The sequence below is a fragment of the Methylobacter sp. Wu1 genome, assembly GCF_036553575.1.
Taxonomy (GTDB): Bacteria; Pseudomonadota; Gammaproteobacteria; order Methylococcales; family Methylomonadaceae; genus Methylobacter.
The window spans coordinates 66,957-91,167 of sequence record NZ_JAZHOC010000042.1; the positions used below are offsets into that span (position 1 = coordinate 66,957).

Here is a 24,211-nt window from a genome sequence, read left to right on the forward strand (position 1 = left end):
ATTAAAGTCTGAATTTGGGTAAGAGCCAACCTGAGAAAACGCCCAGAGCCAGCCAGAAAAGTGCGTTATCGACAGCAGACATCCAGATAAAACGTTGCTGCAAAGGCTCGGGAGCCAGTGCTTGCACGGCATCGGGATGCGGGGCGCCGATCAGATGCGGGACCAGCAGCAGAATAATGCTGCCGGCTTGCAGCCAGCGGTTTTTGCCGAAAAACAAGCCGAACAGGCCGGCCGCGGTGGTTGCCGCCGTAAACAGCCACCAGGCTTGCCGGTTGTGCAATGCGGCGCTGTCGGTGCCCGGCAGTTCCGGCGGCAAGCCCAATGCCGGGGCGACGAAGAACACCAGGTAACCGGCCATGCCCCATAACAACCCGCGCATATGCCCGCTGGCGCCCTGACAGTACATCGCCGTGCTGAGCATTAGCGCAAAGCCTAAGCCGCTCAGGCAGTTAAAGAGCAGGGTAAAAGCTGCGCGCTGCCAACCGTCTTCGGGGTGCCAGTCATGCGCTTGATCGGCGTCAGGCGCTTCAAAGCGTTCCGCGGCCAGGATCAAAGGCTGGGTCTGATAGTGTTGCAACAAGCTAAGCAGCAGGCCGGCCAAAATCCCGGCCAGCAGCGAGACCGCAAACAATTTGCGAAAATCGGCCATATCAATGGCAAGGGAAAGCAGCGCTGTGGCGACTGTCGTGGGCGGCGTTATGCAGATAATTGCCGGCGTCCTGCATGAAGCCGACGCCTAGAATAATGGTCAGGCCCAATGCGAGGGCGCTTAAGCCGGGCAGAAACTTTGAGGAAAAAGCTGCTGTTGTCGTGGAATAGGTTTGCATGATTGTCGATCCCGCGTTTGGTTAATTAAAATAACAGCGTAGAACGACAAGCCAAAAGCTGACGTGTGACAGATCGCCCTCCGCAATACTGCTGTTACAGTTTCAGGCCTGTCTCCGGGCTTGTGATGGCAATCACCTACCGTTGCGGGGGCAGCGTCGGCTTTTAACCGACTTCCAGTTTCACCCGCTGTTTGCGGGAACCATAAAACCGGACTGATTATATGAGGCGGCATGTTTCGAGTCAATCGATTCAACAACAGGCGATGATTGTTCCGCCGGTAGTTGATCTGCTGTGGCATTAATTCAAGGGTAATGTATTTGTTCTCGCCATGAGTCACGGTGCTGCGCCGGTCAGCTTCGACATGCGTGAAGTCATGACAAAGGGGTTGTCATGCATAGTACATGAATGAGATAAACATGGCATAATAAGCAATTTTTGAGCTGGAACTCCATGGTCATCAACTTTATTGCTCTGCTAGCAGGATTGGCTGTTTTAGTCTATTCAGCGGATAAATTCGTTACGGGAACGGCCTCCATTGCCAGAAATCTCGGCATTTCTCCATTGCTCATCGGTTTGACGATAGTCAGCGTGGGCACATCTGCGCCGGAAATCCTGGTATCAACCATTGCTTCATGGCAGGGAAATGCCGGTCTGGCCATAGGCAACGCATTGGGTTCCAATATAGCCAATATCGGTTTGATCCTGGGTTCTACGGCGCTGGTGGCGCCTTTGGCGTTTCATTCCGGCATTTTAAAAAGAGAATTGCCGGTATTGATGGCTCTCAGTATCGGCGCTTACCTGCTGTCCCTGGATGGCTGGGATTTTTTCGATGGCGCCTTGATGCTGGTAGGTTTGATCACCTTTACAGGGTGGTTGATCCGTACAGCATCTAATGAAAAACAACATGATCTTTTAGGCGAGGAGATGGAAGCCGAACTGTCCGAGAATTTGCCTAATAAAGAAGCGTGGCTTTACTTTGGGTTTGGATTGGTTGGGTTATTGCTGAGCTCTCGCGTATTGGTGATGTCAGCGGTCAATATCGCTCAGTTTTTTGGCGTCAGCGATGTAGTGATTGGCCTGACGATCGTTGCTGTAGGCACGAGCCTGCCGGAATTGGCCGCATCAATCGGCAGTGTTTTGAAAGGTGAGGATGATCTGGCGGTCGGAAACGTCGTCGGTTCGAATATCTATAATCTGCTGGCTGTTTATTCAGTGCCGGGCGTGCTGGCGCCGGGGCCGGTTGCCGAGAGCGTGCTGACTCGCGATTTTCCGGTCATGCTGGCTTTTACCGGCGCATTGTTTATTTTGGGTTATGGCATTTCAAAAGCCGGGCATATCAGTCGCATGGAAGGGTTCGGCTTAGTGTCGGTCTATACTGTCTATGGATGGGTTCTTTATCAAAGCGCGGTTGGCGTTTGATATTGCCGGCAGAACATGAAGATACATGATCAAAAGCTCCGCGAACTGGCGCTGGCTGTCATCCAGGTGGAAAATCGCGCGATTGCTGCATTGGCCGAGCAGATCAATGATGATTTTGTTGCCGCCTGCAAGTTGATGTTCAATTGTACCGGCCGCGTTGTCGTTACGGGTATGGGCAAGTCAGGGCATATCGCCGGCAAGATTGCCGCGACGCTGGCAAGTACGGGAACGCCGGCTTTTTTTGTGCATCCGGGCGAAGCCAGCCATGGCGATCTGGGCATGATTACGCGCCAGGACGTGGTGCTGGCGCTGTCAAATTCCGGCGAAACCGGCGAAGTTTTGACTATCCTGCCGATTATCAAGCGTTTGGGCGTGCCTTTAATCGCAATGACCGGAAACCCCGCTTCCACGATGGCTAAATTTGCAACGGTCCACATTCATGTCGGTGTTGAGCAGGAAGCCTGTCCATTGGGACTGGCGCCGACTTCCAGTACAACCGCGGCGCTGGTAATGGGCGATGCCTTGGCTGTTTCATTGCTCGAAGCGCGCGGATTTACGCGCGATGATTTTGCCTTGTCGCATCCCGGCGGCAGTTTGGGAAAGCGGCTATTATTGATGGTGAGCGATATCATGCATGCCGGCAGTAAAGTGCCGTCCGTTCCGGAGACGGCATTGATCAGCGAGGCGCTGCTGGAAATGACCGAAAAAAAACTGGGCATGACTGCGGTCGTCGATGCCGATAACCGGGTGGTGGGGATTTTTACCGACGGCGACTTGCGGCGCATGCTGGGGCGGAATCTGGACATTCACCGTACCGCCATTACCGAAGTCATGACGCCGCATTGCACCGTGATTACGGCCGATATGCTCGCCGCCGAAGCCATGCGCATCATGGAACAGAAAAAAATCAACGCATTGATTGTCGTCGACGGGCATCGATGCGCGATAGGGGCTTTGAACATGCATGACTTGATTCATGCGGGAATAGTGTAATGACAGAAGCAGGACAAATGCAGGCCGTGCTCGAAAAGGCCAAAAAGCTGAAACTCCTGATCCTGGATGTGGATGGCGTTTTAACGGACGGCAAGCTTTTTTTCGACAATGAAGGCAATGAATACAAGGCCTTTCATGCGCGCGACGGACACGGCATCAAGCTGTTGCGGCAGACCGGCGTGGAAGTCGCCGTTATTTCGGGGCGCAAATCGAACTCGGTAGCGTTGCGCATGAAAAATCTGGGCATCGAATATGTCTATCAAGGTCATGAAAACAAGATTGCCGCGTTTGATGAAATCATCGATAAGTTGCAGATTACGCCGGACCAGGCGGCCCATGTCGGCGATGACTTGCTGGATCTGCCGATCATGATCCGGGCCGGTCTTGCCATTGCGGTTGACGATGCGAATTTTGTTGTCAAACAGCATGCCGACTGGTGCACGACTTTGCCTGGCGGACACGGCGCGGTCAGGGAAGTCTGCGACCTGATCATGCAGGCTCAGGGACGCTTTGAAGACGTTGTGAATGCTTATCTGAAATGATCAATCTGAGCGGCAAATATATTTACCTGTACACCCTCATTATCGCGGTAATGAGCTGGTGGCTGGTTAAATTGACCGGACTGGATGAGTTGCGGGCTCCGGTTCCGCCTCACAGCCCCGATTATTTCAGTACGGGCTATACAAAGTGGGAAATGAATGAAGCAGGCAAGTTAAAAAATAAATTGCTTGCCGATAAAATGACGCACTACAGCGATGACGGCACAACGCATCTGGAAAAGCCCGTGATGTCTTTCCACAAGGAGAAAACGCCGCCTTGGGTCGTTCAATCTGAAACCGGCGTTTTATCCGCCGATGGCAAGGATTTGCTGCTGACGGGAAAGGTCCACGTTGAGAGAGCCAAGGGCGAGGGCGTCAACCAGCTTATCATCAACACCTCCAATGTCAGAGTTAAGCCGGAAACCAGTTATGCGGAAACAGATGAATGGGCGGAACTGATCAGTCCTCCCAATGTGACTACGGGTACCGGCATGAAACTTGTTTTTTCCAACCCGATTAATATTAAATTGCTCGCTAATGTGCGAGGAAAATATGAAACGAAATAAAAAATCGGCAATTTTTTGCTGCTTTGCCTTATTCTTAGGTTTATATGGCTCTGCCTCCATGGCGCTGGAAAGTGATTCCGAACAGCCGATCACGATAGATTCCAACACGGCGACTTATGACGACAGTAAAGCCATAAGCACTTATACCGGCAACGTGGTTTCCATTCAGGGCAGTATTAAAGTCAATTCCGATAAGTTGGTGGTTTATTTTGTCGACGGCGATGCCGAAAAACTGGTGTTTACAGGCAACAAGGCAAAATTCAGACAAAAGCCCAACGAGGGAGAGGAAGATATCACCGGTGAAGCCATGATCGGCGAGTATTATCCTAAAAAGAACCTGCTGATCCTGATCGATGATGCGACAGTCTGGCAGGGCAATGCCACTTATTCCAGTAAATTAATCGAATACGACAGTAAAAATTCGGTCGTCAGAGCCGGCGAAAAGTCTTCCGACTCAAAGCGCGTGCGCGTCATACTGAAACCGAAACCCAAAGAAGCTAAGTAACAATGGCTAAATTAGCAGCAAAACAGCTGATTAAAAATTACAACAAGCGCAATGTAGTCAACGGTGTGTCATTGCATGTCAATACCGGTGAAGTCGTCGGCTTGCTGGGACCTAACGGGGCCGGTAAAACGACCAGTTTTTATATGATGGTAGGCTTGATTAAGGCCGATGAAGGCCAGATTATGCTGGACTCGCACGATTTGACCCATCATCCTATGCATTTAAGGGCGCAATTGGGCATCGGTTATTTGCCGCAGGAGCCTTCGGTGTTCCGCAAGCTGAGCGTGGCGGATAATTTGCGCGCCGTACTGCAGATTCGTTCCGATTTAACCAAGGGGCAGGCTGAACTGGTAATAGAAGAGTTGCTGCAGGAGTTTCATATCCTGCATCTGCGCGACCAGATTGCCGTGGGGCTGTCCGGCGGAGAGCGCCGGCGCGTTGAAATTGCCAGAGCATTGGCTACCAATCCGCAATTTATATTGCTTGATGAACCTTTCGCCGGCGTTGATCCGATTTCGGTAGAGGATATCAGAAAGATCATTGAGCATTTAAAATATCGGGGCATCGGCGTATTGATTACCGAACATAATGTCAGAGAAACATTAAGTATTTGTGATCGAGCGTATATACTTGCCGATGGCAGGGTGATCGCAGAAGGCGGAGCAGCAGCCATCGTTGCCAATCAGGAAGTACGAAAAGTTTATTTAGGCGATAACTTTAGTCTTTAAGTTAAAATAGTTAGAAAAGATCTTATTCCGATGAAACAATCCTTACATCTTCGGCTGGGCCAGCAACTGACTATGACGCCGCAATTGCAGCAGGCGATCAGATTGCTGCAATTGTCGACTCTGGATCTGCAGCAGGAAATACAACAGGCGCTGGAATCCAATATAATGCTGGAGATCAATGAAGAAGAAAGCGTGTCGCCGGAGGCTGAGCCGGCATCCGAAAAGAAAATTGACAATTCGGATCTGCAGACCAGCGAAGGCTCGCAAACCGATATTCCGGAGGAATTGCCGCTGGAATATTCCTGGGAGGACGTTTATGACAGCGTGATGGCTGCGGGAGCCGGTTCTTCCGATGATTCCGCTGAATTTGAACCGCAGCGCAGCAAGTCTTCGACACTATTGGATCATTTATTATGGCAATTGGAGTTGACCCGTTTCTCCGAGCGCGATCACGCCATCGCCATGGCTATTATCGATGCGGTGGATGAGGACGGCTATCTGAGAACCGGCCTGGATGACATCTTTCAGGGCCTGCAAGTGCAGTTGGAAGATCTTGATTTTGACGAAGTTAAAGCGGTATTGCACCGCGTGCAGAATTTTGATCCGGCAGGCGTCGCGGCAGTTGATTTAAGCGATTGCCTGAGAATACAGCTGCAACAGTTGCCGGACTCGACGCCTTTCAAGGAAGAGGCGCTGGTTCTCGTTTCGCGGCATCTGGATTTGTTGGCTTCGCACGACCAGTCAAAGCTGATGCGCCGATTAGGCGTCACAGAGCGCCAGCTGGAGGCGATCATTGCGTTGATCAGGACTCTGGATCCCAAGCCCGGCGCACGCGTACAGGAGGCCGAGTCCGAATATGTGATCCCTGACGTCTATGTGACCAAACAGAACGGTACATGGCAAGTGCATCTTAATCCGGACATTGCGCCCAAGCTGCGCATAAATCCTTTTTATTCGTCGCTGATCAAAAGATCCGACAACAGCAAAGACAATGCGGCCATGAAGGATCACTTGCAGGAGGCCAGATGGTTTATCAAGAGCCTGCACAGCCGTAATGATACTTTGCTGCGCGTGGCGCGCTGTATCGTAGAAAAGCAGCCGGCGTTTCTTGAGCATGGCCCTATAGCGATGAAGCCCATGGTGCTCAGAGATATTGCCGAGGAGCTGGAATTGCACGAGTCAACCATATCCCGCGTGACGACGCAGAAATACATGCATACGCCGAACGGCATCGTCGAATTCAAATACTTCTTTTCCAGTCATGTGTCGACGGAAAGCGGCGGAGAATGTTCGGCTACGGCTATTAGGGCATTTATTAAAGAATTAATCGGAAGTGAAAATCCGGCAAGACCGTTAAGCGATAGTAAAATAGCGGACTTATTAAAAGAAAAAGGCATCAATGTCGCGAGAAGGACAGTTGCGAAGTATCGTGAAGCGATGTTGATTTCGCCATCCAGTCAGAGAAAGCGCATTTTATAGCGCGGGCTGATAACAATAAAAAACAATCTTTTCACCCTTAGGAGTTTATTCCATGCAAGTTAATATCACAGGTCATCATCTTGAAGTAACCGATGCGCTGAAAGCGCATGTAGAAAACAAATTTGAAACGCTGGCGCGTCATTTTGACCATGTGACTGATGTCCATGTTATTTTGAGTGTTGAAAAATTAGTCCAGAAAGCCGAAGCTACCTTGCAGCTGAGCGGTGCAAAGTTGTTTGCTGAAGATGAGCAGGAAGACATGTATTCAGCCATCGATAATATGGTTGATAAACTGGACCGCCAGATTATCAAGCATAAAGAAAAAATCGGAAGCCATAGATAAGGTGTAAGCCGCAAGGTTAAAATAAGCTTTTAACCTTGCGGCTAATTTACTATGAAACTGTTAATCGTCAGCGGCCTCTCCGGTTCCGGTAAAAGTATCGCGCTAGAAACGCTAGAGGATTGTGGTTATTTCTGTATTGATAATCTTCCGGTCACATTGCTGGAAGACTTTATCAACCACGTCATGCTGGCCGATAAAAAAACTTATAAAAAAACCGCGATCGGCATTGATGCCAGGAACCAGAGCGAAAGCCTGCTCAATTTCTCGGATTGCCTGAACCTGATTCGCAGCAAAGGGATAGATTGCGAAATCATATTCATGCAGGCTGAAGAATCGACATTATTGAAGCGTTACAGTGAAACCCGGCGGCGCCATCCGCTGACGGACTTTAATATACCGTTAAAAGAAGCGCTGAAAATCGAAAGGGAAATGCTGACCCCGATTGCCCGGCATGCCAATGTCGTCATCGATACCAGTCGAACGCATTACCATCAGTTGCGGGAGCTGATCAAGGAGCAGATCGGCGAAAGGAATGCCCAGCATATTGCCTTACAGTTTCAGTCGTTTGGTTTTAAGCATGGCGTGCCGCTGGATGCCGATTTTGTATTTGATGCCCGTTCTCTGCCAAACCCTCACTGGATCCCGGAATTACGCGGTTTGACCGGAAAGGATAAGCCGGTAGCGGATTTTCTTAAAGGCGAGTCCTTAGTCGCTGAATTTTTTCAAGATATTACCGATTTTCTTCAACGCTGGATACCTCGGTTTGAAGCAGAAGGCCGGAGTTACTTAACCGTTGCAATCGGATGCACAGGCGGGCAGCACCGATCGGTTTATCTGGTTGATTCATTGGCCCAGCATTTTAAGAATTGTTCTCTGAACGTAATCGTTCGCCATAGAGAATTGCATTAGTTTTTTCTGCATTGATCAACTGGAACTGGCACAGCATGGGTCTGTTGTGCCGGTTTTTACGGATATTTCTTCTATGTCAGCTACTGCAAAACAGGACAATAACGAGCTTCTCCTCAAACGCATGACGGAACTGCTGTGTTCAGGCTCAGAGAATGAAGTCAGGCAGTTTATTCAAGAATTATACCCCGCGGAAATAGCGCTTTTAATCGAATCGCTGGAGCCTGAAGATCGGAAAGTAATCTGGAAACTGATTCCGCTGAATACGGTTGGAGAGATTCTGGTCGATCTGCATGTCGAGGTGGCGAACGGACTCATAGAAATTACTGACTGGCAAGACCTGACTACCGCAGTGGAAAGTCTGGAGTCGGATGATCTGATCGATCTGCTGCATACGCTTCCCGAGCCGCTGCTTTCCAAAGTGACGGAATCGATCGGCATACAGGAAAGGCGCCGCCTGGAATCGGCTTTATCGTACGATGATAATACCGCGGGCGGTTTAATGAGCCTTGATGTATTGACCGTGCGCGCCGACGTGTCGCTGGATGTTGTGCTGCGCTATTTAAGAAAGCGCGGGTCCATGCCCAGGGCGACGGACAACCTGGTCGTTGTTGACCGAAACGATCATTTTCAGGGCGTTTTGCCTTTAGCCGTATTGCTGACCAAAAATCCTCATGCCATGGTGTCGGAAGTGATGGATTTCAGTATGAGCGGCATCCCTTATCAGATGCCGGCCGGGGAAGTCGCTTTATTATTTGAGCAGCGCGATATGATTTCCGCGCCTGTTGTCGCGGAAGACGGTAAGGTGCTGGGAAGAATCACGGTCGACGACATCGTCGATGTTATTCGCGAGGAAGCGGATCATTCACTGATGAGCATGGCGGGCCTGGATGAAGAACAGGACATATTTTCTCCTGTGATGACGAGCGCCAAGCGGCGCGCAATCTGGTTGGGTATTAACCTGCTGACGGCTTTTCTGGCATCCTGGGTTATCGGTTTGTTTGAGGCGACTTTAGACCGGATTGTCGCGTTGGCGGTATTGATGCCTATTGTCGCCAGTATGGGCGGTGTTGCCGGAAGTCAGACGCTGACCCTGGTGATACGCGGGCTGGCGCTGCGGCAGATCAGCAGCATCAATGCCATAAGGCTGTTTCGAAAGGAAATCGCTGTCGGTGCTGTGAACGGCGCCTTATGGGCAGTTATCGTTGCCTGCATTGCAGGGATTTGGTTTCAAAGCAGCAGTATCGGATTATTGCTGGGCAGCGCCATGCTTATCAATCTGGTTTGCGCCGCATTGGCCGGTGCGAGCATTCCGCTGGCACTGCAAAAGATAGGCGTAGATCCTGCCTTGGCAGGTGGTGTGCTATTGACTACGGTTACCGATGTGATCGGCTTTATGGCTTTTCTGGGTCTGGCAACCCTGTTTCTGGTGTAGGGCAACTGCAAGGCTAAAGTACTGGGTTTTTAACTTTAGCCCTTGATCTATGCTTTATTTCAATGATAGGGTTTCAGCGCGGCCTTTCATTTCAATGGATAGCTTGTCTTCTTTAGCCAGCCAGCCAATTGCGCGTTGAATATCATTTTTGCTGATCCCTGTTTCAGAAGTCACTTTAGTTACGCTGGCGGGACCATTCTCATCCAGATAACGCCAGATTTTACCCGCAGCCTCGCCGATTGTATAAGACATATTGATCACCTTGATGTGTAGGGTTGGTTAAAAAATTAAGACTTCTTATTAGTGTGGTGATGATCAGGCAATACGATATTTAATTCGAGTATTTCCTGATCGTCATCCTGTTCAAAATTAACTGAAATGGCATCCTGCCCCACGTTAATGTATTTTCTTACAACTTCCAGCAGCTCTTTCTGCAACTGAGGAAGGTAAGAGGGCTGGTTTCTGGAGGATCGCTCATGAGCCACCAGAATTTGCAGCCTTTCTTTCGCCACCGATGCCGAGCTGGCTTTAGTGATCCTAAAATAGTCGAGTAAACTCATTATTTACCCCCGAAAAGCTTCCCGAAAAGACCTTTTTTCTCATCAATAAAACGATGGGGTTTCTCCTCGCCTAAATAGCGGGCAACGATATCGGCATAGGCCTGGCCGGCATCGCTTTTTTCATCCAGAATAACAGGAACGCCTGAGTTTGATGCATTCAATACCGATTTCGACTCCGGAATTACGCCCAGTAAATGCAGGGATAAAATTTCCTGCACGTCTTTTACGCTGAGCATTTCCCCTAGTTTTACGCGATCCGGCGAGTAGCGGGACAACAGCAGGTATTCTTTAATCGGCTCCTCGTTTCGCTCGGCCCGGCGCGATTTGCTCGCCAAAAGCCCTAGCATGCGATCTGAGTCTCTAACCGAGGAAACCTCCGGGTTGGTCACGATGAAGGCATCGTCGGCGAAGTACATGGCCAGGTGGGCGCCTTTCTCGATGCCGGCCGGAGAATCGCAGATAATATACTGAAAATCTTTGGACAATTCTTCCAATACCTTGCCTACGCCTTCGATGCTTAAAGCATCTTTGTCGCGCGTCTGGGAGGCGGGCAGAATGTAAAGCTGGTCGCAGTGTTTATCGCGAATCAACGCCTGGTTCAGGTTGGCTTCGCCATTCATGACATTGATAAAATCATAAACGACACGGCGTTCACAGCCCATGATCAAATCCAGATTGCGTAAGCCTACGTCGAAATCAATGACGGCCGTTTTGTAGCCTCTTTTTGCAAGCCCCATGGAGATGGCCGCACTCGTTGTTGTTTTGCCAACACCCCCTTTTCCGGATGTTACGACGATGATTCTTGCCAAGGGTTGTTCCTCCAAGTTAGCGGTATTGATTAAAGTTCTTTAATGATCAAATTTTCGTTTTGCAAATAGATCTGGACGGGCTTGTTGCTGACGGATTCGTTCAGATCTTCACTGATTTTGTAGGTGCCGGCAATCGATATAAGATCAGCCTGCAGATCGGAACAGAAAATGCGCGCTTCCGGATTGCCCTGCACGCCGGCCAGCGCTCGGCCTCTTAATGTTCCGTAAACATGAATATTGCCTTCGGCCATGATTTCGGCGCCCGCACTGACCTGAGCCAGAATGATCAAGTCTCCCTCGGCATAGAGGCGCTGGCCGGAACGGATGGGATGCGTAATAAGCGTACTCATTACAGGCTCTGATTTTGGAGCCGGTTCCGGAGCGGTTTTTTTCTGTTTCACAGTTTCTACAGGCGCGGAAGCGCTGCTGCTATGAATTGAATGGACCGGAATGCCCTGCGCTATGGCCTGCTGGTTCTGCTGCGGGTTGCCGCCGCGTATGCCAATCGGCAGTAAATTAAGTTTGCGAATGATTTTCGTCAGTACGTCAATATCAATCTCGCGCTCCTGCCTATTCAGTTCCTGCAGGTCAAACACCAGCGGTGAGTTTTTGAAAAACTCAGGCGCCAGGCGAACTTTTTCCTGGAGTTGCTGTTCGATCACTGCCGTATCGTTATCGAATAAAACCAAGACAGGTACAGAAAATGTACTGCTCTTAAATTCCAGGGCGGGCGGGAGATGAGGCGTTTGTTGAGGGTCTGTCGACATCCGTTAAATCTGGTTAGTCACTAGTTGGGAGATTCTAACACTGCTGTTGGAAAAAATCATTTTTCTAACGCGACAATTTTGTACAGGAAACAGCGGGACATTTCCGAGCGGACAGAGGCAATAAGTTTTTCTATCCATCCAATTGGCGATACTGTTTGCGCCTATGTTTAAGCAATATAGCCGAAATAATGGCAACTGTAATTGGCAGATAACGATGGGCCGCCGGCTCGATTCCGGCCGATATCAGGTTCAGTCCGCGCCTCCTTCAAGGTGGCACATCATAGCATTTTATCTCAATGCCTAAGCGTAGTAGTGCTTTAATTTGAATTGAAAGGATAATTTTAAGTTGGTCTTTAAATAAAAGCTTTTGATTTATAAGGTTTTTATAAATGCTACAATGCGGCGCTGGCTTGCAAAACAGGCCATTTTCCTTTAACTTAGCGCCCTTATCCGTAAAGGCTAGGGGTGCTTCGAGATACGTCTTGAGGCTGAGAGAAACCCTTTGAACCTGACCCCGGTTAATACCGGCGTAGGAAAGCCCACACTTCCCTGCGTCTTGTTTTATTGAATTTCGGAGATAAGCATGAGCGCTGTCCTTAAAGATCTTACGTCTGCTACCAGCAGTGTCAAAATTGATTCCTATCCGGCATCGGAAAAAATCTATGTTCAAGGCAGCCGGCCTGACATACGCGTTCCGATGCGCAAGATTACCCTGTCCGATACGCCGGCCCAGTTTGGCGCGGAAAAAAACCCGCCGCTGTATGTCTATGATACCTCAGGCGTTTACACCGATCCGGCGGTTGAAGTCGATTTAAAAAAAGGCCTGAGCGCCATCCGCGCGGCCTGGATTGCCGAGCGTAACGATACCGAAGAGCTGTCTGGCCCAAGCTCGGAATTCGGTCGTCAGCGCCTGGAAGATCCGGCGACCGCCGATCTGCGCTTTGAGCATATCCGCAAGCCGCGCCGCGCCAAGGCCGGAGCCAATGTCACGCAAATGCATTATGCCAGACAGGGCATTATTACGCCGGAAATGGAATTCATTGCGATCCGCGAAAACCAGAAAATGGAAGAAATGCGCGAGTTATGGAAAGACCAGCATCCGGGCGATTCTTTCGGCGCGTCGATTCCATCGGTCATTACTCCCGAGTTTGTGCGCTCCGAAGTCGCGCGCGGCCGGGCCATTATTCCGGCCAATATCAATCACCCCGAACTGGAGCCGATGATTATCGGCCGCAACTTCCTCGTGAAAATCAACGGCAATCTCGGCAATTCGGCAGTTACATCGTCCATTGAGGAAGAAGTCGAAAAAATGCTTTGGGGCATCCGCTGGGGCGGCGACACGATCATGGATTTGTCGACCGGCAAGAACATTCATGAAACGCGCGAATGGATTTTGCGCAACTCGCCTGTACCTATCGGCACTGTGCCTATCTATCAAGCACTGGAAAAAGTCAACGGCAAGGCCGAGGAACTGACCTGGGAGATCTTCCGCGACACGTTGATCGAACAAGCCGAGCAGGGCGTCGACTACTTCACGATTCATGCCGGCGTGCGCTTGCATCATGTGCCGTTGACGGCCAAAAGAATGACCGGCATCGTGTCGCGTGGCGGCTCCATTATGGCGAAATGGTGTCTGGCACATCACACAGAAAGCTTCCTGTACACGCATTTCGAAGAGATCTGCGAAATCATGAAAGCCTATGACGTGTCTTTCTCATTAGGGGACGGGTTGCGTCCGGGTTCAATTTACGACGCCAACGATGCCGCGCAGTTCGGCGAGCTGGAAACCCTGGGCGAGCTGACGAAAATCGCCTGGGAACATGACGTGCAAACCATGATCGAAGGTCCCGGACATGTGCCTCTGCATATGATTAAGGTCAACATGGACAAGCAGCTCGAAGAATGCGGCGAAGCGCCTTTTTATACTTTGGGGCCTTTGACGACGGATATCGCGCCCGGTTACGACCATATCACTTCGGCGATCGGCGCCGCCAATATCGGCTGGTACGGCTGTGCGATGCTCTGCTATGTGACCCAGAAAGAGCATCTGGGCCTGCCTAACAAGCAAGACGTGCGAGAAGGTATCGTGACTTACAAAATTGCCGCGCATGCCGCCGATCTTGCCAAAGGCCATCCCGGCGCGCAGGCGCGCGACAATGCCATGTCCAAGGCGCGCTTTGAATTCCGCTGGGAAGACCAGTTCAACATCGGCCTGGATCCGGAACGGGCGCGCGAGTTCCATGACGAAACCCTGCCTAAGGAATCGGCCAAAATCGCGCATTTCTGCTCAATGTGCGGCCCGCATTTCTGCTCAATGAAAATCAGCCAGGATGTACGCGATTACGCGGCTGAAAAAGGTATCGCCGAAGAAGAAGCCCTGGAAAAAGGCATGGATGAGAAATCCAAGCAGTTTGTTGAGGAAGGCGCAGCCATCTATCATAAAATTTAGAGGCGCTAAAGTAGCGCAGATCCCATATTTATTATGAAATCTGCGCTACACTTATTGCAGTAATCTGTAATAAAAGCTAAAGGAGTGACTATGGGGGTTCTTGAGCAATTAAGGGATCAGGTAAATCGAAAGCAAGATGATGCGCTGGATCAACAAACTATTGAGCAAGAATTGGCTGCGCGCTATAAAAAATCGATCCTGCCCAAGATGCAAAGCATTTTTGTGTTCATGAAAGAAATGGTGGAGCATTTAACTTATCTTGAACAGGCCGTTTTCATTGATGACTACAGTTCCAGATATCCCCAGTTCGGCCGGCTGATCCAGACCGGATACAGAATAAACACCGACGGCATTATGGGATATGCCGATCCCGATAAACTTATGCAGGTCAATGTCAATTTCTTCTGCCAGAACGAAGGTACATTTACCTATCATCTGCAAGGAAGAAGTCTGATTGAGCAGGAGATTGCCTTTTTAAGCGCGCATAAAGTGCCTTTTGAATGGAAGTACTTCCAGGGCGTCGGCATGGTACAAAATGCCAGTTTTACGGTGACGCGGAAAGTTCCGGTAAGATTTAAGTTTGAAGTGGATTATGCCGCCTCAAATATAAAAATACTCATCAATAATCACGAGAATTTTGGCGTCTATAAAAAAAGCTTTGCGCCTGAAGAAGTCGATAACGATCTGTTGGATGAAGTTGCCCGGTTCATGCTCAGGATAGACAGCGATTTCATTCGGCTTGAGATTACCAGCGAACATAAAAAAATAATTCGCAGCAAACTGGAAGAAACACAAAGAGAATATGAAAAATGGCTGAATCTGGTCCGCCGTGATGAATTATTTGCTCAGCAAAAGCCTGACAACGGCAAAGCCGGGAAACTGTTTAAGGCATTAGCCGGGTTAAGAAAAAACAAGTCATAGCCAAGTTTTCTATAGCTATTCATGTGAGTTCCTAGGCGGTCCGCCCCATGCCCATGAGCATGATCAATAGCCAGTAGTCTGCTGTGCGGCGAACCGAATTCCCTTCAAGCCCCGCTAAGGATGAGAGGGCTGTAAAAAATCAGAAAACCTATCATGACCGCCGGCAGGGCCATCAGCGAGATTTTTATGGAGGCTTGGCTATCTCATAAACCTTGGGGCCAAGCTGGAAAATAAGACCGGCCGCGGCAGAGAATGCATCCGGGAAACAATTTATGGCAGAGGGTTTATTGGCGTTGCCAGTGTCCCGATTTGCCGCCGTTTTTTTCCAACAGCTGGACGGATTGAATGACCATGCCCCGGTCCACAGCCTTGCACATGTCGTAGATAGTCAGCAAAGCGATCTGCGTGGCGGTAAGCGCTTCCATCTCTACGCCGGTCTGGCCATTGGTTTTTACCGTGGTCTGGCAGCGTACACGGTTTTTATCGGTTTCCGCAGTCAGGCTGATGTCGACATGCGTGATGGGCAGAGGATGGCAGAGCGGAATCAGATCGGCCGTTTTCTTACTGGCCATGATGCCGGCAATTCTGGCGATAGCCAATACATCGCCTTTTTTATGCCCGCCGTCGATGATCAGCTTGAGCGTTTCCGGCTGCATTTCAATATAGCCTTCGGTGACGGCCGTGCGCTGAGTGATCGCTTTATCGCCGACATCGACCATATGGGCTTCGCCGGCTTGATTAAAATGGGTTAGTTGAGTCACAAATCGGTAGAATTATCGTTAAAGGAATGAAGGGGCCTGGCAACTGCTAAGTCGTGTTATGAAAGTGCAGGAAGGCGAGATATATGTAACCATGCTTGTCATTATCTGAGCCGTTTTGCAGAGGCGAGGTTCAAAGTATTATTATCTATTTTTTTTATGGCCGCGTGAATGACTATGTCAATTAAAGTGCGTTATTTCGCCAGTTTGAAAGAAAGCCTGGGGCGCTCGGAATACGATCTTGAGTTTGAGGGCATTGCCACTGTCAGCGATGTATGGCGCCGCGCCAACGACGGCAAGCCGCTGCCGGATAATCTGCTGGCGGCTGTCAATATGGAATATGTGGACTGGAACAGTATTGTCAAAGACGGCGACGAAGTGGCTTTTTTTCCGCCGGTAACCGGAGGCTGATAATGACAGTAAAAATTTGTGCGGAAGGTTTTGATCCCTGGCATGAAGTTCAGGCCTATCAAAACGCGGCGCGGCATATGGCCGGCAAATTCGGCGCGACCAGCCTCTTTATCGGCACAATGCGCGATTTCAATGAAGGCGACGATGTCAAAGCCATGAATCTCGAGCATTATCCGGGCATGACCGAAAAGCAGCTCGAAAAAATCGTTGCCGAAGCGCAGCAGCAGTGGCCGATTATCGATGCGCTGGTTGTGCATCGCGTGGGGGATATTCTGCCTAATGAGCCCATCGTGCTGGTAGCGGTCTGGACATCACACCGCGGCGACGCGTTTGATGCGAGCCGGTATATTATGGAAGCGCTAAAGTCGAAAGCGCCTTTCTGGAAAAAGGAAGTTTTAAAGACGGAGGATCAGCGCTGGGTCGAGAAGAATACCGACGGCTATAAGCGCTGAAAGGTGACTGAATAGTTTGTGGGGGCGCTGCCGACCGCCCCCTCTGCATAGCTGATAACAACGTTTAGAAGTGCGGTTTCTTCTTGGCCGCTTTATAACGCTCTATGCTTGACATGATTTCTTCCCGAGCTTCTTCCAGGCCAAACCAGCCTTCAACTTTGACCCATTTGCCCGATTCCAGATCTTTGTAGTGCTCAAAGAAATGCGCGATTTTGGCTAATTTACTTTCGGGAATGTCTTCGTAAGTCTTCACACGGTTATAGTACGGCGTCAGCTTTTCCACCGGCACGGCCAGTACCTTGGCGTCCGCTCCGGCTTCATCAGTCATTTTCAGGACGCCGATAGGACGGCAGCGCACCACGCAACCGCTCAACAGCGGCGCAGGCGTAATCACCAGAACATCAACCGGGTCACCGTCATCTGAAAGGCTATGCGGCACATAACCGTAGTTGGTCGGGTACTGCATCGATGTGCCCATGAAGCGGTCAACCATCAGTGCGCCGGTCTCTTTATCGACTTCATACTTGACCGGGTCGCTATAGGCAGGTATTTCAATGACAACATTAATATCGTTCGGAAGATCTTTTCCAGACGAAACGCTCATTAGTGACATGCTTGTCCTCTTTAGTAGATTATCAAATCATGACATTATATCAGTTGTTACCAGCTTTTTTAGAGGAATACCTGCATGCAGGGACAATTAAGAAAAATGCATACCCAACTGGACAATCCGGTTCGGTATGAATTGCCGTTAACGGATCGGCTGATTCCATTAAATCCGCTGATCGGCAAGCCGATCAAACTTACCTATACCGGCAGGATTTTTTGCGTGCATTGCGGCAGGCAGACCAAGAAAAGTTTCAGCCAAGGTTATTGTTATCCCTGTTTTTCTACGCTGGCGCAATGCGATATGTGTATTGTGAAGCCGGAAACCTGCCATTTCGAGGCAGGCACCTGCAGGGAGCCGGCATGGGCGGCCGAATTTTGTTTTCAGCCGCATATCGTTTACCTGGCCAACTCCTCCGGCATCAAAGTGGGCATTACGCGTCAGAGTCAGATCCCGACGCGCTGGATCGATCAGGGCGCCGTACAGGCCTTGCCGATTCTTAAAGCGCAGTCGCGCTATATTTCCGGCCTGGTTGAGGTAGCCATCGCCAGGCATGTCAGCGACAAGACCAGCTGGCAGCAGATGTTGAAAAATCATGCCGAGCCGGTTGATCTGGCCGCCAAACGCGATGAACTGATCGGCGTGTGTAAAACGGAACTGGCGGATATAAGCGAGCGCTTCGGCTCACAGGCGATTGAATTTCTGGCGCATGAGCAAGCGGTCGATATTCATTATCCGGTCGACAATTATCCGGTAAAGGTCAAATCCTTCAATCTTGATTCGCAATCCGAAGTTGCAGGCGTTCTGCATGGCATTAAAGGCCAGTATCTGATACTGGACACAGGCGTCATTAATATTCGGAAATTTTCCGGTTACGAGGTCGAGTTTACTGCAGAATAAGCCCATCGGCTTTAAGCCGGTAATGGAGTCGCCCCGGATGGCGATCAGAAATGCATGGGACATGCCCGTACGGGCGGCTTGAGCCGTGCAGGCATTGGCGCGAACCGAAATATTTATACCCGTAAAACCAGCCAGTGCTGAGCACGATGCACCCAGGGCGAAACTGCAGGCCGTATGAAATAGCGCCGAGAGACGCGAGCAGGGCAGAGAGAACGCACCATTGTGCGAGCGACAGGTTAAGCGGAATAGTGTTCAGCAGAGTCTGTCCTTACCAAATAACCACGGAAAGCCCGGTTTCCGTGGTTATCGGTATGTACTTGCTTCCTTGCCCTTCAAGAAAGGCCAGGACAAGCTAGATGGAAAAGTCAGCCAGCTTTTTAGCGATCATCTGTTTTTTCATGGTCACATAATCCGGCAGGCCGTTTTTATAAGGCGGATAATCTTCGCCCATGATCAATGGCTGCAGATAACGGCGGCACGCTTCGGTAATGCCGAAGCCGTCGTCCGAAATAAACTCGGCCGGCATCATTTTTTCAACGTTGGCGACATCCTTGAGCTCGGCATGGCCTACGTGCCATTGGTAAGGCGAGTCCGATGTCCTGACGATAGTGGGCATGACCGCCGACTTGCCTGAGATAGCCAGTTCCACTGCGGCTTTGCCCATGGCATAAGCTTGATCCACATCGGTTTTCGAAGCGATATGGCGAGCGGCTCTTTGCAAATAATCGGCAACCGCCCAGTGATACTTATAGCCCAATGCCTCTTTGACAATATTGGCGACTACCGGCGCCGCGCCTCCCAATTGGGCATGGCCGAACGCGTCGGTGCCGCCGGCCTCGGCCAGAAACTTGCCGTCGGCGCCTTTCACGCCTTCCGAGACAACGACAGAACAGTAGCCATGCGCTTTGACTTTTTCATCAACCTTGGCCAGAAACTTGGCCTGATCAAACTTCACTTCGGGAAACAGGATAACCAGCGGGATGTCGTTGTCGGCATCGGCCGCCAATCCGCCTGCCGCGGCGATCCAGCCGGCATGGCGCCCCATGACTTCCAGGACGAAAACCTTCGTAGACGTGGAGCACATGGAGGCCACGTCGAAGCTGGCTTCGCGCATTGAAACGGCGATGTACTTGGCGACAGAGCCGAAACCCGGACAGGTATCAGTAATGGGCAAGTCATTGTCCACGGTTTTGGGCACGCCGACACAAGTGATCGGGTAACCCAGCTGGTCGCCCAACTGAGAAACTTTATAGGCGGTATCCTGAGAATCGCCGCCTCCGTTATAGAAGAAGTAACCGATATTGTGCGCTTTAAAGACTTCGATCAGGCGCTCGTACTCGGCCTTGTTTTGTTCCAGGCTCTTCAGTTTGTAGCGGCAGGAACCGAAGCCGCCGGCCGGCGTGTGTCTTAACGCGGCAATGGCGGCGTCCGATTCAAGGCTGGTATCGATCAACTCTTCCTTTAAAGCGCCGATAATGCCATTGTAGCCGGCATAGACCGTGCCTATCTTGTCGGGATGCTGCCGAGCGGTTTCTATAACTCCGCATGCGCTGGCGTTAATGACAGACGTAACTCCCCCTGACTGGGCATAGAAAGCATTTTTTATTGACATTTTATCGATTCCTTATGTGAGTGCGTGATTTTTAGAACAATAATGGATTGTCATAGGCTAGACAAGCATTAAACCGTACAGTCAATATCAAAATTGATATTGCGCAATTATAGAGTCGAATTTTCCTGCGCCCTATAGGATATTCGACCGCAGGCGTTTATTAAACACAAGCATATACGCATCTATACGCACTTTAGCTGAGGCGGTCAAAGAGTTATAGTGTCGGATGTTAAACGGCATAAAAAAACGATCCGTAATTTAACATCAGGTCAAAATTACAATTTGATTAAGAACCGAGTAAAATAGTCCAGATTATCTTGACGGAATAAGACAATATCAGTAGTTTATGCAACTTTTTTCAAAATAATACCGGCGACATCGGGCCTGAATTTTGAAAAACGAATATAATCGGCTTGAATCGAAAGTCCTATTAAGTTTATTGAGGAAATTAGCGTGGAGCTAAATGGCGCACAAATCGTAATTCAGAGTCTCAAAGACGAAGGCGTGGAATATATTTTTGGCTATCCTGGCGGAGCGGTATTGCATTTATATGATGCCATTTTCCAGCAGGACGACGTCAAACACATTCTGGTCCGGCATGAACAGGCGGCAACCCATGCTGCCGACGGCTATGCCCGTGCAACCGGGAAGCCCGGCGTGGTGCTGGTGACTTCCGGACCGGGCGCGACCAACGCCGTAACCGGTATTGCCACCGCTTATTTGGATTCGATTCCGCTGGTCGTCATTTCCGGTCAGGTATCATCGCCGGTGATTGGCAGCGACGCCTTCCAGGAAGTCGACATGGTCGGCATTACCCGGCCTTGCGTGAAGCATAATTTCCTGGTCAAGGACGTGAACAAGCTGGCCGAAACAATCAAAAAGGCGTTTTACGTAGCGACCACAGGACGCCCTGGGCCGGTCGTCATCGATATACCCAAGGATATCACCGATCCCAAAATCAAGGTTCCTTACAAATATCCCAAAAAAGTCACGATGCGTTCCTACAATCCGGCTGTGGCCGGGCACAAAGGCCAGATCAAAAAAGCTGTTGATCTGTTGCTGGACGCTGAAAAACCGATGATTTATTCAGGCGGCGGCGTCGTGCTGGGCGAGGCCAGCAAGGAACTGACGAAACTAGCCCACCTACTGGGCTATCCGGTCACTAATACCTTGATGGGGCTGGGCGCGTTTCCCGCGACAGACAAGCAGTTCGTCGGCATGCTGGGCATGCATGGCACCTATGAGGCCAATATGGCCATGCACGAGAGCGATGTGATCATTGCAATCGGCGCGCGCTTCGATGACCGTGTCACCGGCAAGCTTGATCAGTTCTGCCCGTACGCCAAGATTATCCATATCGATATCGACCCGGCGTCTATTTCCAAGACCGTTAAAGTCGATGTGCCCATCGTCGGCGATGTGAAGCCGGTGCTGGAACAAATGCTGGAAATGATCAAGGAAAGCGACAAGAAGCCGGACAAGAAGAAACTGGAAAGCTGGTGGAATCAGATCGAGAAATGGCGAGCCGTCAAGTGCCTGGAATACGATAGAGACAGCGCCATCATCAAGCCCCAGTATGTGATCGAGCAGCTTTATGAAGTGACCAAAGGCGATGCATACATCACCTCGGATGTAGGGCAGCACCAGATGTATGCGGCTCAGTATTATCATTTCGACAAGCCGCGCCGCTGGATCAACTCCGGCGGTCTGGGCACGATGGGATTCGGCTTGCCGGCCGCGATCGGCGTCAAACTGGCCTTTCCCGAAGCCGATGTGGCCTGCGTTACGGGCGAAGCCAGCATCCAGATGTGCATCCAGGAATTATCGACGGCGCTGCAGTACAATACGCCGGTCAAAATCGTCAACCTGAACAACCGCTACATGGGCATGGTGCGTCAATGGCAGGAGTTCACGTATGAAAGCCGCTATTCACATTCCTATATGGACACGATTCCCGATTTCGTGAAACTGGCCGATGCCTATGGTCATGTCGGCATGCGCATCGACAAACCGGAAGAAGTGCGGCCGGCGCTGGAAGAGGCCTTTGCCATGAAAGACCGCACGGTGTTTCTGGACATCATAACCGACCGGACCGAGAACGTTTATCCGATGATCGAAGCCGGCAAAGGCCATCATGACATGAAACTGAGAGTAGCACCGGGAACACCGACCGACAGGGAACTGGCATAATGAGACATATTATTTCGATACTGATGGAAAACGAGGCTGGCGCATTATCGCGCGTTGCCGGCCTGTTTTCAGCGCGCGGCTATAACATTGAGTCGCTGACCGTAGCGCCGACGGAAGAACCCAGCCTGTCCAGAATGACATTGGTCACGCGCGGCAGTGATGACATCATCGAGCAGATCACCAAGCAGCTCAACAAGCTGATCGATGTGGTCAAGCTGATCGATCTGGCTGAGTCCTCGCACATTGAACGCGAACTGATGATGGTGAAAGTCAAAACCACGGATCAGACACGCGGAGAAATCATAAACCTGACCGATATCTTCCGCGGCCGCATCATCGATGTGACGCCGACATCCTATGTGGTTGAAATGACCGGTACGTCGGATAAACTGGATGCATTCATTGCGGCGATTGACTCAGGCAATATTATTGAAGTCGTGCGCTCTGGTCCGACCGGCATTTCGCGCGGCGAGAAAGGACTGCACCTGTAGTTCTGCTTTGGTTATTCAGAATCCGGTCAGCCGGTTCTGGTTTGAAATTTTAAAAACTTAAAACATAGGAAAACTTATGCAAGTTTATTACGACAAAGATGCTGATCTTTCAATCATCAGAAGTAAAAAAGTAGCCATCATCGGTTACGGTTCACAAGGTCATGCCCATGCCAACAACTTAAAAGATTCCGGCGTTGAAGTTGTCGTAGGCTTGCGTGCAGGCTCTGCCTCGGTTGCGAAAGCGCAGAATGCCGGTTTGACCGTTAAAGACGTGCCTGAAGCCGTTGCCGGCGCTGACGTGGTCATGATCCTGACGCCTGACGAGTTCCAGTCTCAACTGTATAAAGCCGAAATTGAGCCGAACATCAAACAGGGCGCAGCATTGGCATTCGCACACGGCTTTGCGATTCTTTACAACCAGATTGCGCCACGCGCCGATCTGGACGTGATCATGATCGCGCCTAAAGCGCCGGGCCATACCGTGCGTTCGGAATTTGTCCGCGGCGGCGGCATCCCTGACCTGATCGCTGTGCATCAGAACGCGTCAGGCAAAGCCAAAGACATCTGTCTGTCATACGCATCGGCCATCGGCGGCGGCCGTTCAGGCATCATCGAAACGACCTTCCGCGACGAAACCGAAACCGACCTGTTCGGCGAACAGGCAGTATTGTGCGGCGGCGCCGTTGAACTGGTCAAAGCCGGTTTTGAAACGCTGGTTGAAGCCGGCTACGCGCCTGAAATGGCTTACTTTGAGTGTCTGCACGAATTGAAGCTGATCGTCGACCTGATGTACGAAGGCGGCATTGCCAACATGAACTACTCGATCTCCAACAATGCCGAGTATGGCGAGTATGTGACAGGCCCGCAAGTCATCAACGAAGAAAGCCGCTGGGCGATGCGCGAAGCCCTGAAAAACATCAGAAACGGCGAATACGCCAAGAAATTCATCCTGGAAGGCATGACCGGCTATCCCGAAATGACAGCCAAACGCCGCCTGAATGCAGAGCATCCGATCGAAGTTGTCGGCGCCAAACTGCGCAGCATGATGCCTTGGATCAAAGCCAACCAGATCGTTGATAAAACCAAAAACTGATCAAATTCAGTTTAACTGTTTTAAAAAGCCCGTTTTATACGGGCTTTTTTTGCTTTCAGGTTTGGGTTGTATAAAAGATATTGTTAGCCTTTGGCGCAAATCACCTGCTTTTCAGCAGATCGCTTTGCGTCTGCATGACCTGCTTGATGGGTTTGTAGTCGTCCGGGTTTGCATCGATCACCGGCTGATCTTTGCGGCATTCCACGCCCTTGGGTGCGGCGATATGCTCTTAAAGCGACACTTGCTTTTTCGCCGTCGTTGTTGACATGATTTACACGGTGCCGCGGCTGCAACTGCAAAAACTTTCCTCGTTGCCCAGTCAGAGGACGATAAACGATTTGGTGTCCTTGCGGGTTACCAATACGTCTTTGCCATGATGACGTTCACGGCTGACGTAGTTGTGGTGGCAATTCACTGCCGCCGACTAAGGTAGGTTAAAGATTGGCCGCA

At 50.5% G+C, this 24,211-nt stretch carries 27 protein-coding genes, 1 pseudogene and 2 riboswitches; of the genes and pseudogenes, 18 read left to right on the forward strand and 10 right to left on the reverse strand.

What is annotated here, in order from left to right; genetic code table 11:
• Position 1: 1 nt before the first annotated feature.
• On the reverse strand, positions 2–649 hold the full coding sequence (locus V2P20_RS06375) for a CbtA family protein (protein WP_331817235.1): 648 nt from the start codon (positions 647–649) through the stop codon (positions 2–4).
• A 1-nt stretch (position 650) separates the two neighbouring features.
• Positions 651–827, reverse strand: a complete 177-nt coding sequence (locus V2P20_RS06380) for a CbtB domain-containing protein (RefSeq protein ID WP_331817237.1) — start codon at positions 825–827, stop codon at positions 651–653.
• Positions 828–914: 87 nt separating this feature from the next.
• Positions 915–1,047, reverse strand: a riboswitch (cobalamin riboswitch).
• Positions 1,048–1,278: 231 nt separating this feature from the next.
• On the opposite strand from V2P20_RS06380, the gene V2P20_RS06385 reads away from it, so the two are divergent.
• From V2P20_RS06385 to mgtE, 10 genes are all read left to right on the forward strand, one after another.
• The gene (locus V2P20_RS06385; protein WP_331817239.1) at positions 1,279–2,247 is read left to right on the forward strand and encodes a calcium/sodium antiporter; all 969 of its coding nucleotides are present in this window, start codon (positions 1,279–1,281) and stop codon (positions 2,245–2,247) included.
• A gap of 15 nt (positions 2,248–2,262) precedes the next feature.
• Positions 2,263–3,240 (forward strand): KpsF/GutQ family sugar-phosphate isomerase, encoded by a 978-nt coding sequence (locus V2P20_RS06390; RefSeq protein WP_331817241.1) that lies wholly within the window; start codon positions 2,263–2,265, stop codon positions 3,238–3,240.
• Positions 3,240–3,782 carry a 3-deoxy-manno-octulosonate-8-phosphatase KdsC gene (gene kdsC / locus V2P20_RS06395; RefSeq protein ID WP_348532244.1) on the forward strand — a complete coding sequence of 181 codons (543 nt, stop codon included), beginning with the start codon at positions 3,240–3,242 and terminating at the stop codon, positions 3,780–3,782. Before V2P20_RS06390 ends, kdsC begins: the two co-directional genes overlap by 1 nt.
• Positions 3,779–4,345 carry an LPS export ABC transporter periplasmic protein LptC gene (lptC, locus tag V2P20_RS06400; protein WP_331817243.1) on the forward strand — a complete coding sequence of 189 codons (567 nt, stop codon included), beginning with the start codon at positions 3,779–3,781 and terminating at the stop codon, positions 4,343–4,345. Before kdsC ends, lptC begins: the two co-directional genes overlap by 4 nt.
• A 58-nt stretch (positions 4,346–4,403) precedes the next feature.
• Complete coding sequence (gene lptA / locus V2P20_RS06405; RefSeq protein WP_331817245.1) at positions 4,404–4,850, forward strand: lipopolysaccharide transport periplasmic protein LptA; 447 nt, start codon at positions 4,404–4,406, stop codon at positions 4,848–4,850.
• 2 nt (positions 4,851–4,852) lie between these two features.
• On the forward strand, positions 4,853–5,578 hold the full coding sequence (gene lptB / locus V2P20_RS06410) for an LPS export ABC transporter ATP-binding protein (RefSeq protein WP_194969682.1): 726 nt from the start codon (positions 4,853–4,855) through the stop codon (positions 5,576–5,578).
• A 30-nt stretch (positions 5,579–5,608) separates the two neighbouring features.
• Positions 5,609–7,057 carry an RNA polymerase factor sigma-54 gene (locus V2P20_RS06415; protein WP_331817248.1) on the forward strand — a complete coding sequence of 483 codons (1,449 nt, stop codon included), beginning with the start codon at positions 5,609–5,611 and terminating at the stop codon, positions 7,055–7,057.
• Positions 7,058–7,109: 52 nt separating this feature from the next.
• A complete protein-coding gene (raiA, locus tag V2P20_RS06420; RefSeq protein WP_331817250.1) occupies positions 7,110–7,400 on the forward strand; it encodes a ribosome-associated translation inhibitor RaiA in 291 nt (96 codons plus the stop codon).
• Positions 7,401–7,451: 51 nt separating this feature from the next.
• Positions 7,452–8,309, forward strand: a complete 858-nt coding sequence (gene rapZ / locus V2P20_RS06425; RefSeq protein WP_331817252.1) for an RNase adapter RapZ — start codon at positions 7,452–7,454, stop codon at positions 8,307–8,309.
• Between the two features lie 73 nt (positions 8,310–8,382).
• On the forward strand, positions 8,383–9,741 hold the full coding sequence (gene mgtE / locus V2P20_RS06430; protein ID WP_331817254.1) for a magnesium transporter: 1,359 nt from the start codon (positions 8,383–8,385) through the stop codon (positions 9,739–9,741).
• Between the two features lie 54 nt (positions 9,742–9,795).
• Here mgtE and V2P20_RS06435 read toward each other — a convergent pair whose 3' ends face one another.
• The 4 genes from V2P20_RS06435 to minC are packed head-to-tail and all read right to left on the reverse strand — an operon-like array spanning position 9,796 to position 11,877.
• On the reverse strand, positions 9,796–9,993 hold the full coding sequence (locus V2P20_RS06435) for a winged helix-turn-helix domain-containing protein (RefSeq protein ID WP_331817256.1): 198 nt from the start codon (positions 9,991–9,993) through the stop codon (positions 9,796–9,798).
• 35 nt (positions 9,994–10,028) lie between these two features.
• Positions 10,029–10,301 (reverse strand): cell division topological specificity factor MinE, encoded by a 273-nt coding sequence (gene minE / locus V2P20_RS06440; RefSeq protein ID WP_331817258.1) that lies wholly within the window; start codon positions 10,299–10,301, stop codon positions 10,029–10,031.
• Positions 10,301–11,110, reverse strand: coding sequence for a septum site-determining protein MinD (gene minD, locus V2P20_RS06445; RefSeq protein ID WP_331817260.1), 810 nt, complete (start codon positions 11,108–11,110; stop codon positions 10,301–10,303). The genes minE and minD overlap by 1 nt, the downstream gene beginning before the upstream one ends.
• Before the next feature lie 29 nt (positions 11,111–11,139).
• On the reverse strand, positions 11,140–11,877 hold the full coding sequence (gene minC / locus V2P20_RS06450) for a septum site-determining protein MinC (protein ID WP_331817262.1): 738 nt from the start codon (positions 11,875–11,877) through the stop codon (positions 11,140–11,142).
• A 451-nt stretch (positions 11,878–12,328) separates the two neighbouring features.
• Positions 12,329–12,430: riboswitch (TPP riboswitch) on the forward strand.
• A gap of 30 nt (positions 12,431–12,460) precedes the next feature.
• Between minC and thiC the strand changes: the two genes are divergently transcribed.
• Together thiC and V2P20_RS06460 are read left to right on the forward strand one after the other, a co-directional pair.
• Positions 12,461–14,326: a phosphomethylpyrimidine synthase ThiC gene (gene thiC, locus V2P20_RS06455; protein WP_331817264.1), complete on the forward strand. Its 1,866-nt coding sequence runs from the start codon at positions 12,461–12,463 to the stop codon at positions 14,324–14,326.
• 90 nt (positions 14,327–14,416) lie between these two features.
• Positions 14,417–15,247: a hypothetical protein gene (locus tag V2P20_RS06460; protein WP_331817266.1), complete on the forward strand. Its 831-nt coding sequence runs from the start codon at positions 14,417–14,419 to the stop codon at positions 15,245–15,247.
• Between the two features lie 284 nt (positions 15,248–15,531).
• Here the strand turns inward: V2P20_RS06460 and moaC are convergent, their stop codons facing one another.
• Positions 15,532–16,008, reverse strand: coding sequence for a cyclic pyranopterin monophosphate synthase MoaC (moaC, locus tag V2P20_RS06465; RefSeq protein WP_331817268.1), 477 nt, complete (start codon positions 16,006–16,008; stop codon positions 15,532–15,534).
• A gap of 174 nt (positions 16,009–16,182) precedes the next feature.
• On the opposite strand from moaC, the gene V2P20_RS06470 reads away from it, so the two are divergent.
• Positions 16,183–16,416: a MoaD/ThiS family protein gene (locus tag V2P20_RS06470; RefSeq protein ID WP_331817345.1), complete on the forward strand. Its 234-nt coding sequence runs from the start codon at positions 16,183–16,185 to the stop codon at positions 16,414–16,416.
• 2 nt (positions 16,417–16,418) lie between these two features.
• Positions 16,419–16,868, forward strand: coding sequence for a molybdenum cofactor biosynthesis protein MoaE (locus tag V2P20_RS06475; RefSeq protein WP_331817270.1), 450 nt, complete (start codon positions 16,419–16,421; stop codon positions 16,866–16,868).
• 64 nt (positions 16,869–16,932) lie between these two features.
• Here the strand turns inward: V2P20_RS06475 and ppa are convergent, their stop codons facing one another.
• Positions 16,933–17,481 carry an inorganic diphosphatase gene (gene ppa / locus V2P20_RS06480; RefSeq protein WP_194969669.1) on the reverse strand — a complete coding sequence of 183 codons (549 nt, stop codon included), beginning with the start codon at positions 17,479–17,481 and terminating at the stop codon, positions 16,933–16,935.
• A 75-nt stretch (positions 17,482–17,556) separates the two neighbouring features.
• Here ppa and V2P20_RS06485 point away from each other — a divergent pair, with 75 nt between their 5' ends.
• On the forward strand, positions 17,557–18,375 hold the full coding sequence (locus tag V2P20_RS06485) for a DUF2797 domain-containing protein (protein ID WP_331817273.1): 819 nt from the start codon (positions 17,557–17,559) through the stop codon (positions 18,373–18,375).
• Positions 18,376–18,390: 15 nt separating this feature from the next.
• On the opposite strand, the pseudogene V2P20_RS06490 reads toward V2P20_RS06485, so the two are convergent.
• A pseudogene (locus V2P20_RS06490) lies at positions 18,391–18,582 on the reverse strand (sodium/proton-translocating pyrophosphatase); the annotation flags it as partial.
• Positions 18,583–18,727: 145 nt separating this feature from the next.
• Positions 18,728–19,987 (reverse strand): 6-phosphofructokinase, encoded by a 1,260-nt coding sequence (locus V2P20_RS06495; protein ID WP_331817275.1) that lies wholly within the window; start codon positions 19,985–19,987, stop codon positions 18,728–18,730.
• A gap of 453 nt (positions 19,988–20,440) precedes the next feature.
• On the opposite strand from V2P20_RS06495, the gene V2P20_RS06500 reads away from it, so the two are divergent.
• The 3 genes from V2P20_RS06500 to ilvC all read left to right on the forward strand — a co-directional run bounded on the left by V2P20_RS06500 (position 20,441) and on the right by ilvC (position 23,761).
• Positions 20,441–22,177 (forward strand): acetolactate synthase 3 large subunit, encoded by a 1,737-nt coding sequence (locus V2P20_RS06500; protein WP_331817277.1) that lies wholly within the window; start codon positions 20,441–20,443, stop codon positions 22,175–22,177.
• A complete protein-coding gene (gene ilvN / locus V2P20_RS06505) occupies positions 22,177–22,668 on the forward strand; it encodes an acetolactate synthase small subunit (RefSeq protein ID WP_194969665.1) in 492 nt (163 codons plus the stop codon). Before V2P20_RS06500 ends, ilvN begins: the two co-directional genes overlap by 1 nt.
• Positions 22,669–22,744: 76 nt before the next feature.
• Complete coding sequence (gene ilvC, locus V2P20_RS06510; RefSeq protein ID WP_194969664.1) at positions 22,745–23,761, forward strand: ketol-acid reductoisomerase; 1,017 nt, start codon at positions 22,745–22,747, stop codon at positions 23,759–23,761.
• Positions 23,762–24,211: the final 450 nt, after the last annotated feature.